The 12,147-nt window shown below is 51.5% G+C and carries 13 protein-coding genes; 9 read left to right on the forward strand and 4 right to left on the reverse strand.

Translation table 11 applies throughout. The features are described 5' to 3' along the window. Positions 1–170 precede the first annotated feature (170 nt). Positions 171–1,310, forward strand: coding sequence for an ABC transporter substrate-binding protein (locus tag A7K98_RS19290; protein ID WP_087489996.1), 1,140 nt, complete (start codon positions 171–173; stop codon positions 1,308–1,310). A gap of 60 nt (positions 1,311–1,370) precedes the next feature. Here A7K98_RS19290 and A7K98_RS19295 read toward each other — a convergent pair whose 3' ends face one another. Continuing rightward, positions 1,371–2,015 (reverse strand): TetR/AcrR family transcriptional regulator, encoded by a 645-nt coding sequence (locus A7K98_RS19295; RefSeq protein ID WP_087489997.1) that lies wholly within the window; start codon positions 2,013–2,015, stop codon positions 1,371–1,373. Between the two features lie 170 nt (positions 2,016–2,185). Between A7K98_RS19295 and A7K98_RS19300 the strand changes: the two genes are divergently transcribed. The 6 genes from A7K98_RS19300 to A7K98_RS19325 all read left to right on the forward strand — a co-directional run bounded on the left by A7K98_RS19300 (position 2,186) and on the right by A7K98_RS19325 (position 7,901). Continuing rightward, the gene (locus tag A7K98_RS19300; protein ID WP_157666020.1) at positions 2,186–3,652 is read left to right on the forward strand and encodes an efflux transporter outer membrane subunit; all 1,467 of its coding nucleotides are present in this window, start codon (positions 2,186–2,188) and stop codon (positions 3,650–3,652) included. Continuing rightward, a complete protein-coding gene (locus A7K98_RS19305; protein ID WP_087489999.1) occupies positions 3,649–5,265 on the forward strand; it encodes an MFS transporter in 1,617 nt (538 codons plus the stop codon). Before A7K98_RS19300 ends, A7K98_RS19305 begins: the two co-directional genes overlap by 4 nt. Before the next feature lie 11 nt (positions 5,266–5,276). Further along, entirely contained in the window at positions 5,277–6,314 is a 1,038-nt protein-coding gene (locus A7K98_RS19310; RefSeq protein ID WP_087490000.1) for an HlyD family secretion protein, read from the forward strand. Between the two features lie 21 nt (positions 6,315–6,335). Continuing rightward, positions 6,336–6,662, forward strand: coding sequence for a DUF190 domain-containing protein (locus A7K98_RS19315; RefSeq protein WP_087490001.1), 327 nt, complete (start codon positions 6,336–6,338; stop codon positions 6,660–6,662). Positions 6,663–6,730: 68 nt separating this feature from the next. After that, on the forward strand, positions 6,731–7,156 hold the full coding sequence (locus tag A7K98_RS19320) for a GlcG/HbpS family heme-binding protein (RefSeq protein ID WP_087490002.1): 426 nt from the start codon (positions 6,731–6,733) through the stop codon (positions 7,154–7,156). 13 nt (positions 7,157–7,169) lie between these two features. Then, complete coding sequence (locus tag A7K98_RS19325) at positions 7,170–7,901, forward strand: SDR family oxidoreductase (RefSeq protein ID WP_087490003.1); 732 nt, start codon at positions 7,170–7,172, stop codon at positions 7,899–7,901. A 41-nt stretch (positions 7,902–7,942) separates the two neighbouring features. Here A7K98_RS19325 and A7K98_RS19330 read toward each other — a convergent pair whose 3' ends face one another. Continuing rightward, the gene (locus A7K98_RS19330; RefSeq protein ID WP_087490600.1) at positions 7,943–8,494 is read right to left on the reverse strand and encodes a helix-turn-helix domain-containing protein; all 552 of its coding nucleotides are present in this window, start codon (positions 8,492–8,494) and stop codon (positions 7,943–7,945) included. A 101-nt stretch (positions 8,495–8,595) separates the two neighbouring features. Between A7K98_RS19330 and A7K98_RS19335 the strand changes: the two genes are divergently transcribed. Together A7K98_RS19335 and A7K98_RS19340 are read left to right on the forward strand one after the other, a co-directional pair. After that, positions 8,596–9,270: an AzlC family ABC transporter permease gene (locus tag A7K98_RS19335; protein WP_087490004.1), complete on the forward strand. Its 675-nt coding sequence runs from the start codon at positions 8,596–8,598 to the stop codon at positions 9,268–9,270. Beyond that, the gene (locus A7K98_RS19340) at positions 9,260–9,583 is read left to right on the forward strand and encodes an AzlD domain-containing protein (RefSeq protein ID WP_087490005.1); all 324 of its coding nucleotides are present in this window, start codon (positions 9,260–9,262) and stop codon (positions 9,581–9,583) included. The genes A7K98_RS19335 and A7K98_RS19340 overlap by 11 nt, the downstream gene beginning before the upstream one ends. Before the next feature lie 65 nt (positions 9,584–9,648). Here the strand turns inward: A7K98_RS19340 and A7K98_RS19345 are convergent, their stop codons facing one another. Together A7K98_RS19345 and A7K98_RS19350 are read right to left on the reverse strand one after the other, a co-directional pair. Beyond that, a complete protein-coding gene (locus A7K98_RS19345) occupies positions 9,649–10,623 on the reverse strand; it encodes an ABC transporter permease (protein WP_407703089.1) in 975 nt (324 codons plus the stop codon). Positions 10,624–10,631: 8 nt separating this feature from the next. After that, the gene (locus tag A7K98_RS19350) at positions 10,632–12,134 is read right to left on the reverse strand and encodes a sugar ABC transporter ATP-binding protein (RefSeq protein WP_087490007.1); all 1,503 of its coding nucleotides are present in this window, start codon (positions 12,132–12,134) and stop codon (positions 10,632–10,634) included. Positions 12,135–12,147 lie beyond the last annotated feature (13 nt).

The raw sequence follows: 12,147 nt of genomic DNA on the forward strand, positions 1-12,147 counted from the left end.
AGGTAACATTCACACCCGAATATTTACCAGCAGTTACAGATACCGCTGTTTCCGGCTCCCTTTTAGAAGATTGATTGTATATGATTTCAATTCTCATTTTTGTTTAGGTACAGTTTTACTGTACTGTGAAATATTCAGGTCTATTGATCGCAAACTATTCAGGAATCCCAATGAAGCACGCTAAAAAACGTTTTCAGGGTGTGGCTCGCTATATTACTGCCGCTTTATGCTTATCCCCTCTGGCAGCGCTGGCGACCACATATCCGCTGACTGTCAAAGATATGGATAATCAGACTGTTGTGATTAACCATGAGCCACAGCGAATTATCCTGCAGGACGGCCGCGATATTATGGCTCTGGCATTGCTGGATCGCGATAACCCATTTGCCCGGGTTATCACCTGGAACAACCTGATTAAAAAACAAGACGGTCAGGAATGGGCTCTGCTGAGTAAAACCTGGCCAAAGGCGGTTTCTATTCCGGATATGGGCCAGTCTGACCAGGGGAATGTGGACCCTGAAACAGTCATCGCCAGCCATCCTGATCTGCTGATTGCCCAGTTGCGAGCAAAACCAGCGCTGGAACAGACCGGAGTCCTGAAACGTTTTCGCGAACTGCATATCCCGGTACTGTTTGTCGATTATGAGCTGCATCCGATGCAGGATACCGTTCCCAGTATTACCCTGTTAGGGAAAGTTCTGAACAAAGAACAGAATGCCAAAGAGTATACTGACTTCTATCTTTCCCGCCTGAAACAGATTAACGATGTCGTCGATCATCAGCAGAAAAAACCACTAGTATTTATTGAACCGATTGCCGGTAACTCCGACAACTGCTGCTTTACCCATGCCAGCAATGGCTGGGGGGGACTGGTGGCCGCGGCCGGTGGGATTAATATCGGGACTGAATTGCTGACCGGTTCCAGCGGATTTATTAATCCGGAAAAAATTATTGCGATGCGCCCGGACTGGTATCTGATGACAGGCTCAAAACGTGGAGCTCCGGGCAATCCGGTACTGCCGTTTGGCTACAACACCAAAGTTTCAGATATTAAAGCCAGCTTTGATAAGTTGTTGCAACGTACTGCGGTAGCCAATATTCCCGCCGTGTCGGAAGGTCATGTCGGTGGTATCTATCACCATTTCTACAACCATCCGTGGAACATCATCGGCGTGGAAATTCTGGCTCACTGGTTCTACCCAACACAGTTGCCAAATCTGGATGCAACGGCGGATTATCACTACATCGTGACACATTTCACCAAACTGCCTGATGAACCGGATAATCTGAGTTACCGCCCGGCAAAATAACTGGCCAACAGCAGGAGGGTCCCGCAGGGGACTGCCTGCTGTCTTCCGTTGAACGGCCTCTTACACTGTGGGTAATTCAGAGCAACGAAATGCCCGCAGAAAGGTATCGACTGCCTGCTCCACCCAGCGCTCAATCTGTCCGTCTGTCGGAATAGCCGCCGGATGGGTCAGATATTCGTTGTACGATTCGCCCCGTAGCAGGCTGACAAACTGACGGGCGGCAAGATGGGTGCCGGTACGCTGTAACGAAATGTCCCCGGCTTGCACTGCGTTCAACAGATGCTCTTCTACCATTTTAACGATAGTGACTGGCCCGCTTTGCCAGAAGATATGCCCCAACTCCGGAAAACGCTGGCACTCACCCATCACCACCCGGTACAGCGCCAGCCCCTTGGTAGAAAAAATAATCCCAAGATAGGCATGGCCCAGTTTGCGTAAAGTACCTTCCAGGTCACCGCTGGCCGGTAAAATATTACGTACCGCCTGAGTCATTTTTGCACACTGATGCTCAATAACAGCACTGAACAGTGCTTCTTTACTGGTTCGAAACGCATAGACTGTGGCCTTCGATACCCCCGCCCGCTGCTGAATCATATCGGTGGTTGCGGCACTAAAACCATGTTCAAGAAACACGTCTGAAGCAGCCAGTAATACTGTCAGTTGTTTCTCTGTCAGCGGTTTCGCTGTCACTGATTGGTCCTGCATACTTTCTCCCTGACCGGTACTCACCGGTACATCTTTAACTTCTCTGTACAACCCGCATTATAACACTGTCTTATAGCACTACATAACTTGACAACTTTAGGAATATGCCATTAACTGTACCGATTAGTACAGCTAAATATTCCCCTGGTTATCAAAGGTCATTCTATTTTATGAGCAGTCTTCGTTTTTGCCGTTTTCCGGCACCACTCTATCTGGCTGTTTGTCTGCTACTGTCTGGTTGTCTCTCGCCTGCCGGAAAAGTACCGGATGAGAGCTCAGTCGGAGCACAAAGCAGTCAGTACTGGAAAGCTCTGGCCTCACAGTTGCCGGCACTGAAAACTGCTGCTGTTCCTGAACAATGGTGGTCAGTATTTAATGATCCCTTACTGGACCGGCTGGAACAGAATGCCGTACAAAATAATCCGGACATACAACTGGCAGCAACCCATGTGGAACAGAGTGCCGCAGCGTCCGGCATGGCAGCTTCGGCGTTGTATCCGCAGATTTCCGTAAATGGCAGCGAAACCCGTTCAGCACTGAGTGCTGACTCTCCTTACGCCAGATTAGGTGCACCTGACAGCAGTTATGAACTGTGGCAATTCGGCACCCAGGCCAGCTGGGAGGTCGACTTATGGGGCCATCTGCGTCAGTTACGCAATGCTGCTGCCGAAAATGTGATGGCCAGCCAGTACGGCAAAGATATGGTTCAGGTTTCCGTCAGCAGTGATGTTGCCCGCCAGTATATTTTGTTGCGTGAACTCGATGCACGGCAAAAGGTTCTTCAGGAAAATCAGAGGATTGCCAAAGATATGCTCAGGATTGCCGAAAGCCGCCAGCGCAACGGCGTGGCGACGATGAATGAGCAGGCATCAGCCAGTGCCGATGATCAGCAAATCGCAGCAGAACTGATTGCTCTGCAGCAACAAAAAAATCTGTTGATGAACGCACTGGCATTACTTGCCGGTCAGCCGCCACATCAGCTGGATAACCAACTGAGTAGCGCTCCGTTACCGGAAATGCCGGCGAATGTTCCTGCCGGTGTACCTTCTGAGCTGGCACAGCGCCGGCCGGATATACTGCAGGCGGAAGCGCAACTGCGGGCAGCGATTGCTGATACCCAGGCCGCGAAAGCCGATTTTTATCCACGCATTGGCCTGAGTGCCGAAGCCGGATTCCAGTCTTACAGCTTCTCAGGTCTGGGAGAACCACATAACCGTTTCTACGGTTTGGGACCGACGCTGTATCTGCCTGTATTCCAGGGAGGACGTCTGAAAAGTCAGCTGGCCCTGAGTAAAGCCAGCCAGAAAGCTGCGGCGCTCACCTACCACAAAACGGTATTACAGGCCTGGCATGAAGTGATCAACGCACTGGATGAATGGAACAATCAGCAACTGCAATATCCACGTCTGGTAGCTGCGGAACAACAGAACCGTGTGGCACTCCAGGTGGCTGAGCGCTCCTGGCAACAGGGTGCCGGCGAATTCAGTGATGTGCTGATAGCTCGTCGCGGACTGTTGCAAAGCCAGCTGGCAGTCACTCATTGTGCCGCAGCCGGGGAACTGGCGCTGGTTGCTTTATACCGTTCACTGGGCGGTGGCTGGCAGGCTGGTAACAGCCAGCAGAGGCATCCGTCATGAGCCAGCCAGTAACCACTGCCGCGCCTGGTAGTGCTCCGGGGGCACCTTCTGCGCCGCCTCCGGGAGCGCCACCTGCCTTTACTTTGCGCCTGGCTTGCGGACTACTGGGCGTACTGCTGGCCGCCATGCTGGCAGGCCTCAGTGACCGGCTGCCCGGGCTGGCCCTGGCAGATATCAGCGGTGCCCTGGGTTTTAGCCACGACGGAGCATCATGGCTGAATACTGCCTATTCGGCCGGTGAGCTTTCGGTGATGCCGTTTGCCACCTGGTGTGCGATCACTTTTTCGCTGCGCCGCTTTCATATGTGGATGTTAGGATCTACCCTGGTACTGGCTGCAATACTGCCGTTTTTGCACGCCTTACCGGTCATGATTTTTGTGCGTGCAATACAGGGATTCACTGCCGGTGCGTTGATTCCTCTGCTGATGATGTCTGCACTGCGCTTCCTGCCTTTATCTATCCGCCTGCACGGGCTGGCATTGTATGCAATGACCGCTACCTTTGCGCCCAATATCGCCTTGTGGCTTGCTTCGCTGGCGGTTGACCAGTTATCTGACTGGCACTGGATTTACTGGATAATGATCCCGCCAGGTATTCTGGCTTTCCTTCTGGTCGCCTGGGGAATCCCGATCATGCCACCGGTATTACCGCGCATGAAGCAGGGGAACTGGTTTGGTATGGCTTTTGGTATTCCGGGTCTCAGCTTACTGGTAATTGGTCTGGATCAGGGGGTACGTCTTGACTGGTTTAACTCACCACTCATCTGTGCTGCCTTTCTCTGCGCCGCAGTGTTATGCACCATTTTTATCATCAGTGAGTGGTTCCACCCCACACCTTTCATTCGCCTGCAGTTACTGGAACGCCGCAATTTGTGGCTCGGTTTTATTCTGTTTATCTGCCTGCTGGTGATCATGAGCACTGCAGTCGTTCTGCCAGCGACCATCCTCGAACATATTCAGGGATTCCGTCTGCCTCAGGTCGCATCGCTGGGCTTGATGGTCGGTTTGCCGCAGCTGGTGGTTGGTCCTCTGGTCGCACTGCTGCTTTATCAGCCCTGGGTCGATGCGCGTAAAACCTTTGTTCTCGGATTACTGTGTATTGCTCTCTCCTGCTGGCTGAACACTCGCATCACCGACCAGTGGATGACTGCTCAGTTTACTACCTCGGTACTGCTGCAGATGATTGGTCAGCCGCTGGCCATCATATCGCTGCTGTTTCTGGCGACCAGTGTTGTGCAACCCATGGAAGGTCCGTTTGTTTCAGGGATAATCAATACACTACGTGCCGCCGGCACAGTATTTGGCGCGGCACTGATCGAACAAATCAGCTACCTGCGTGGCAGTTTTCACAGTGAAATGTTGCTGAACAACCTTGGCAGCCGCTGGCCGGAAACCTCTTCTTCAGTAAGCACCGGACAGGTTGCTGAATGGATCAGCCAGCAGTCGGCACTGCTGTCCACCGCCGATATTTATTACATTTTTACCTTTGTCACCCTGCTATTAATTCCGGGGGTGTTATGCCTGAAATATATTCCGGCCCCGCGTTTGCCGGCCAATACACCGCCGGCAGCGTCTGCGCCTGCTTCTCCGTCAACGACAGCCAGTAATGGATAATACAACCCGCTATGAGTAAATCATCACGTTTTAAAATCACCGCCATCGTAGTTGCCGTACTGGTAGTTATTGTCGCCCTATGGTTGATGAACCGGCCCGAATCTGACGCATCATCACAAACTACCGATGATGCTTACATTCAGGCCGACCTCACTTCTATTGCACCACGGATTTCCGGGGTCATCAGCCAGGTGATGGTCAGAGATAACCAATCGGTAAGCGCCGGACAGCTGTTATTTACGCTCGACGATCGTGACTATCAGATTGCCCTGCAACGGGCAGATGCCGGCATTCGCAGTGCTCAGGCCACGCTGGATTCACTGAAAGCACAAATCGAACGTCAGGGCAGTGAACAGCAACAGGCACAGGCCACTATCGATGCCAGCCAGGCTGATCTGCAGTTAGCGACAGAAAATCGTCAGCGTTTCAGTAATCTGGCCCGTGACGGTTCAGGTACCCGTCAGGCTCAGCAAGCTGCTGAAGCAAACTGGAAAACTGCCCGTGCCACGCTGATGAAAAACAACGCGGCATTGCAGGCAATTAAAGACCAGACCCAGGTGCTACTTGCAGACCAGGAGAAGGCCGCCGCAGACTTACAACAAGCGAATGTCGCTCATGCCGATGCTCTGCTCAACCTCTCTTATTGCCAGATTAAAGCCCCTGAGGACGGAATTGTCGCTCAGCGTGTGGTACGTACCGGCAGTTATGCCCATACCGGGGAAGAACAGTTAACTCTGGTTCCGCTTAACCGTTTGTATATCAATGCTAACTACCGCGAAACCCAGCTGACCAATGTACACCCGGGACAGTCCGTCACCTTCCATGTGGATGCGCTGCCAGGGGTCACCTTTACCGGTAAGGTCGAAAGTTTATCACCGGCCAGTAATGTGAGTTTTTCTCCGCTCCCGGCACATAATGCTTCAGGAAATTTTACCAAAATAGTGCAACGTATCACGGTGCGTATCGTTCCTGATGCCGGACAGAAAAACCTTGATCGTCTGAAAGTGGGTATGTCAGCAGAGCCGACTATCCAAACCGATAACCCTTAATTTTTTACTCAGGAGCCGGTGATGCAAACAGGTTACCAGATTACCTTTTTCACCCAGCAGGAACGGGTCCATAAACAGCAGTCAGTGGCTCAGTGGCTAATGGCAACAGCCCGACAGATGGGACTTCGTGGTGCAACACTGAACGCCGGCATAGAGGGTTTTGGCCATGACGGGCTCGATCACTGTATCACCCTGTTTGATGTCTCTGCTCAACCAGTCCAGGTGATCCTGGTGGTGACTGAGCCACAGGCTGATCAGCTGTTTGCCCTGCTGGCTGCAGAGAAAATTGAGGTGTTTTATACCAAAGCAGTGGTCTCATTCGGGGTCAGTGGTGACAGTACCAGCTGATTCCTTTGCGGGCAGGAGCGGGCGCTCCTGACGCGAAATCATTAATAAATATTATCGGAGTTATGGTTATGAGTGACAGGAATTCAGTATCTGATGTATACCTTCGTCCGCAAATTACCCTGTCTGCGGCAAAGAAAATTATTGCTGCGGCTCTGAATGCTGCAAAGGAATCGAATTTATCCCTGAGCGTAGCTGTCGTTGATGCTGCCGGTGATCTGACCGCATTTGAGCGTAGCGATCGCGCATCCGGTGTCACCATCGATGTCGCCCTGGCAAAAGCGCGCACTGCTGCTCGTCTGCAGGCACCCTCAAAACTGTTTGAAGATTTCATTAACAGCGGCCTGAACAGTTTCCTGGCAACTCCGGGAGTCACCCCGCTGCAGGGCGGCGTACCGGTTGTAGTTGACGGACAGGTGATTGGCGCTGTCGGTGTTAGCGGCGCCAGCGGTGAAGAAGATAACGCCATCGCTACACGGGCAGCGGCAGCGCTTTAACAGGGGAAATATCATGACGACATTAGCAAATAAAACCGTTGCTGTGATTGGTGGTAACTCTGGTATTGGTCTGCGTGTTGCAGAGCTGGCTGCCGCCGAAAAGGCCAGCCTGCTGATTATTGGCAGAAACCCGCAAAGTCTGGCCGAAGCACAGCAACACCTGACTGCCAAAGGTGCTCCGCAGGTACAGACATTCCAGGTGGACGCACATGATCACGAAGCGCTGGAGCAACTGTTTGAAAAACTGCCTGCGTTCGACCACCTGGTGTCAATGATTGGTGATGTGATGGGCGGTGGCTTCCTCAACGCCGACATGAAGGTACTGCGCCATGTCATCGAATCTAAATTCTTTACTAACGTGCGTATTGGTCAGTTGGCCGGTAAAAAAGTGCGTCACGGTGGCAGCCTGGTTTTCACTTCAGGTACCGGTGGCCGGGCACAAAATGCTTCCGGAAGCTATGTCGGTAACCTGGGCATCAATGTGCTGGCAGAAGCTCTGGCGGTAGAACTGGCACCGCATGTCCGTGTAAATGCTGTATCCCCGACCTGGACGGTGACTCCGTTCTGGCGCGATCAACCGGCAGAGCAGGTAGAATCTACCCGTCAGCATTTTGCCGGGCTTATTCCTCTGCAACGCACTGCAGAAATTGATGAGCTGGCCAGCACCTACTTGTTCCTGATGAAAAACGGTTTTATTACCGGACAGCATATCGCAGTCGATGGCGGTATTATGCTCGGTAGTTAATCTGTTCGCGGCCGCTCCCTTAAGGGGGAGTGGCCGCTGTATTAACCACGATGTTCAGCAATCAGCAAAGCTTCGGTGTCTTTCTCCAGTGCCCTGAAAATATGCGGCAAATCCCCCGGATAACACAGATAATCTCCCGGATTCAGCTCTACCGGACTGTCTGCCAGCCCTACCAGTGCCCGCCCGCGGACTAAAATAATATGCTCGACAGATCCTGGCAGATGAGGTTCGGACAAACGATCACTGCCTGGCTGAACATGCAACGAATAAACATCACGCCGCGCTCCCGGCGGACAGTTAGCCAGCAGAATTGCCTGATAGTTGGCCAGCCCTGAATTCACGGCTAGCCCTTCTCCCCTGCGTAGCAGACGCACGGTGCTCTGTTCCTCTTCCAGTAATCTGGCAAACGGCATATCCAGCGCCATGCATAGCGACCAGAGAGTTTCCAGGCTAGGGTTTCCGCTCCCGGATTCCAGCTGTGACAGAGTGGACTTGGCAATACCGGCACGACGTGCCACTTCAGCCAGAGAAAGCCCTGAACGTTGCCGTTCCCGGGACAGACTGCGGGCGATAACCGAGATAGGCGGATTCATAATTCCCCGTGCGTTTTTTATATCGAACGAAACGTTCTGGTTGTAAAACACCTCGCAGGTGTTCATTATATCGTACTTACGTTCATTTTAACGGTATCACCATGGATAAACCACTCTATTCCGCTCTGCCACCGGATGTTATTAAAGCTATTTTGCTGGTATCTCTGGCGGATGGCATTGTCGCTCTCTCTTATGGCTCACTGGCTGGCAGTCTGGGTTTTCCGCTATGGGTCCCGTTAGCGTTATCTCTGCTGGTGATGGCAGGAGCGTCAGAATTTATCTTTATTGGTATGGTCGCCGGGGGAGGGAGCCCGCTGGCTGCTGCTGCTGCCGGGTTACTGGTCAATGCCAGACATATTCCGTTTGGTATCGCCGTGCGTGATCTGGTGGGGCATGGACGACGCAGCATTGTCGGTAGTCATATAATGAATGATGAAAGCGTGATGTTTGGACTGTCACAACCCGACAGACAGCAACAGCGGGCTGCGTTCTGGCTGTGTGGGATAGGTATTGCCATCTGCTGGCCCGGAGGTGTGCTGGCTGGTTTACTGATTGGTCGCCACCTGCCAGACCCCGGGGCTATCGGGCTGGATGCAGTATTTCCGGCCATTATGCTGGCACTGGTGATTCCGGCACTGAAAAAAAGAGATACCCGTCGTCGGGCCGGTAGCGGAGCATTATTAGCACTGCTGACGGTGCCCTGGTTGCCTGTCGGTTTACCGGTACTGATATCACTGGCCGGAGTCGCTCTCAGGGGGAAAAAAAATGACCAGTAATCCACTGTTACTGACCGGGATTTTTTTGCTGGCGGCAGGTACTTTTCTGATGCGTTTCGTCAGCAGTCGGCTGGGAAACCGGATAGCGCTTCCTGAAGCATGGCAGCAGCGCCTGTCAGACGCTGCCACCACGTTGTTGCTGGCCGTGGCGCTAATTGCGACCTTTTTCCACGACGACCACTTTGCCGGGGCGGCCCGGCTCGGTGGTGTCGCTGTGGCCGTCATCATGACGTTGCGCCGGTTACCACTGATTGCGGTTATTGTTAGCGCAGCGGCAGTAACCGCTGTCTTACGATATTGCGGAGTACATTAAACCACACACACAACAGCACTCTGTCGCCACTGCCAGCCGCAACGGCGACATGAGCGTGGTACCTGTTAGTTACGTTGTTTGGATTTCAACCCTTCCAGCATCACGGCAGCGATAATAATGACACCCTTCACCACTTGCTGGTTATATCCGGAAATATTCATCAGGTTCATTAGGTTAGAAATAATACTCAGGATCATCACGCCAATGATGGTATTGAGGACATTGCCCCGCCCGCCCGCCAGACTTGCACCACCGACAACTACCGCAGCGATAACATCCAGTTCAAAACCGACCGATAAAACTGGTGATCCTACCCCGGTACGGGTCGAGGCCATTAATCCCGCCAGTCCGCAGGCAAAACCACTGACCGCATAAACAGCAAACTTATACCAACCCACCCTGATACCAGCAAAACGGGTTGCCGTTTCATTTGAGCCAATGGAGATTACCAGCCGGCCAAACACCGTGTATTTGTAAACCAGATAAGCCACTACAGCGAACAACAGCAGAATGTAAACCGGCAGCGGGATTCCGAGCAGGTAACCGGTACCGAAATCCACCAGTGTCATATCGTCGATAAACACCGGCTGCCCCTTAGCGATTATCAGGGCTAACCCACGGGTAATGGTCATCATCGCCAGGGTGGCAATAAAAGGCGCGATATTAAATAGAGTGACCAATGTCCCCGCTCCTGCCCCGATAATAGCCGCAGCAAACAGACTAGCGAACACTGCCGGCCAGAGACCAATCTCTGGGATCAAAATCGCAACCAGTACTGAAATAAATGCCATCACTGACCCGACCGACAGATCGATACCTCCGGTCAGGATAACAAATAGCATGCCTAACGCAGCCAGTCCGAGGGGTACACTCTGGCGTAATACGTTGGTAATATTATCGCCGCTGTAGAATTTATCAGACAGGAAGCCGGCAACCACCAGCATCAGAATAAAAACGATCAGTGTTGAATTATTCAGTAAAAAAGTGACAACTTTACTAGATGAGGTTGCTGCCGGTTGCGATGTTTTAACCTGTTCCATAATGTTCCTCATTCAGTCAGTGCACGTTTAGGAATGGCATGCTTCATAATATTTTCTTCAGTAATTTGTTCGCCCTGAAGTTCACACGTAATACTGCCTTCACTCATGACGTAAACCCGATGAGAAAGGTTGATCACTTCGATCATCTCTGAAGAGATCAATAAGATCGCAAAACCACGACACGCCAGTTCATGGATCACATTATAAATTTCCACTTTGGCCCCGACGTCGACACCGCGAGTAGGTTCATCAAGGATCAGAAAATCGCATTCAGTATTCAGCCACTTTGCAATCACCACTTTTTGTTGATTGCCACCACTCAGACTGGAGACCGGATACTCGGTCGAACCCATGCGGATTTTTAATTTCTTCTGGTAGCCACTGGCCAGAGAGCGGTCACGGGAGTAACTGATCAGTCCGCCGCCAAAACAGATCTTTTTAATACGTGACAGTGAAATATTTTCTCGAATACTTTGTGTCAGTATTGCCCCCTGATGCTTTCTGTCTTCCGGCACCAGGCCAATACCATGCCGAACTGCATCGGCCGGATGACGGGAGGTAATTTTGCGGCCATTCTTGATCACAGTTCCGCTAATCATCGGGTCAATACCGAACAGGCAACGCGCGATTTCACTGCGCCCAGCCCCCACCAGGCCCGCCAGACCGACAATTTCGCCCTTACGCACCTGCAAATCGATATTATTCAGCAAACTGCGGGTATTCAGATTTTCTACCCGCAGAATTTCCTCCTGTTGAGGAACGTTTTTTACCGGATAGAGATTTTCAAATTTCCTGCCAACCATCGCAGAAATAATGTCATCTTCGGTACAGGTATGAGGATCAAGTTCCCCGACAGATTCGCCATCTTTAATCACGCTGATCGCATCGGAAATTCTGAATATTTCTTCCAGACGGTGAGAAATATAGAGGATCGTAACCCCCTGCCCTTTTAGTAATTTAAGCTGGCTGAACAGAATATCGATCTCACGTTCGGATAAAACAGCCGTCGGCTCATCCAGAATTAAAATTTTTACATCACGAGCAAGGGATTTAGCAATTTCAACCATCTGCTGGTAGGCGATACTGAGATCACCCACTCTCTGCCCCGGTGCAATATCAAATCCCAGACGGCTTAATACCCGGCCGGCCTTCTTATTTAAGTTATTCCAGTGAACAATACCTTTTCCGCGGCCTAAACTATCGAGATAAATATTTTCTGCCACGGTTAAATCAGGTGCCAGTGCCAGCTCCTGGTAAATAATACCGATACCATTTTCACGGCTTTGTGCCGGTGAGGTAAAATGCAGTTCTTCGCCGTTAATTTTTAATGTTCCGTCATCCTTTATATAAATCCCCGACAGAATTTTCATTAATGTTGATTTACCGGCACCGTTTTCACCAACAATCGCATGTATATCACCATGCTTCACCTTTAATGAAACATCTTTAAGAGCATGAATCCCGCCAAAGCGTTTTTTGACATGCTCAATTACAATCGCGTAGTTTTCCATTGGCAGGCCCTCT

Origin of the sequence: Tatumella citrea, assembly GCF_002163585.1 — a bacterium.
In the GTDB taxonomy this organism is placed as follows: Bacteria; Pseudomonadota; Gammaproteobacteria; order Enterobacterales; family Enterobacteriaceae; genus Tatumella; species Tatumella citrea.

Excerpts from the sequence above, each read along its gene's own strand:
- A7K98_RS19345 (WP_407703089.1), bottom strand. The coding sequence starts at position 10,623 with ATGGAACAGGTTAAAACATCGCAACCGGCAGCAACCTCATCTAGTAAA.
- A7K98_RS19325 (WP_087490003.1), top strand. The coding sequence starts at position 7,170 with ATGACGACATTAGCAAATAAAACCGTTGCTGTGATTGGTGGTAACTCT.
- A7K98_RS19295 (WP_087489997.1), bottom strand. The coding sequence starts at position 2,015 with ATGCAGGACCAATCAGTGACAGCGAAACCGCTGACAGAGAAACAACTG.
- A7K98_RS19320 (WP_087490002.1), top strand. The coding sequence starts at position 6,731 with ATGAGTGACAGGAATTCAGTATCTGATGTATACCTTCGTCCGCAAATT.
- A7K98_RS19290 (WP_087489996.1), top strand. The coding sequence starts at position 171 with ATGAAGCACGCTAAAAAACGTTTTCAGGGTGTGGCTCGCTATATTACT.
- A7K98_RS19310 (WP_087490000.1), top strand. The coding sequence starts at position 5,277 with ATGAGTAAATCATCACGTTTTAAAATCACCGCCATCGTAGTTGCCGTA.
- A7K98_RS19315 (WP_087490001.1), top strand. The coding sequence starts at position 6,336 with ATGCAAACAGGTTACCAGATTACCTTTTTCACCCAGCAGGAACGGGTC.
- A7K98_RS19305 (WP_087489999.1), top strand. The coding sequence starts at position 3,649 with ATGAGCCAGCCAGTAACCACTGCCGCGCCTGGTAGTGCTCCGGGGGCA.
- A7K98_RS19300 (WP_157666020.1), top strand. The coding sequence starts at position 2,186 with ATGAGCAGTCTTCGTTTTTGCCGTTTTCCGGCACCACTCTATCTGGCT.
- A7K98_RS19335 (WP_087490004.1), top strand. The coding sequence starts at position 8,596 with ATGGATAAACCACTCTATTCCGCTCTGCCACCGGATGTTATTAAAGCT.
- A7K98_RS19330 (WP_087490600.1), bottom strand. The coding sequence starts at position 8,494 with ATGAATCCGCCTATCTCGGTTATCGCCCGCAGTCTGTCCCGGGAACGG.
- A7K98_RS19350 (WP_087490007.1), bottom strand. The coding sequence starts at position 12,134 with ATGGAAAACTACGCGATTGTAATTGAGCATGTCAAAAAACGCTTTGGC.
- A7K98_RS19340 (WP_087490005.1), top strand. The coding sequence starts at position 9,260 with ATGACCAGTAATCCACTGTTACTGACCGGGATTTTTTTGCTGGCGGCA.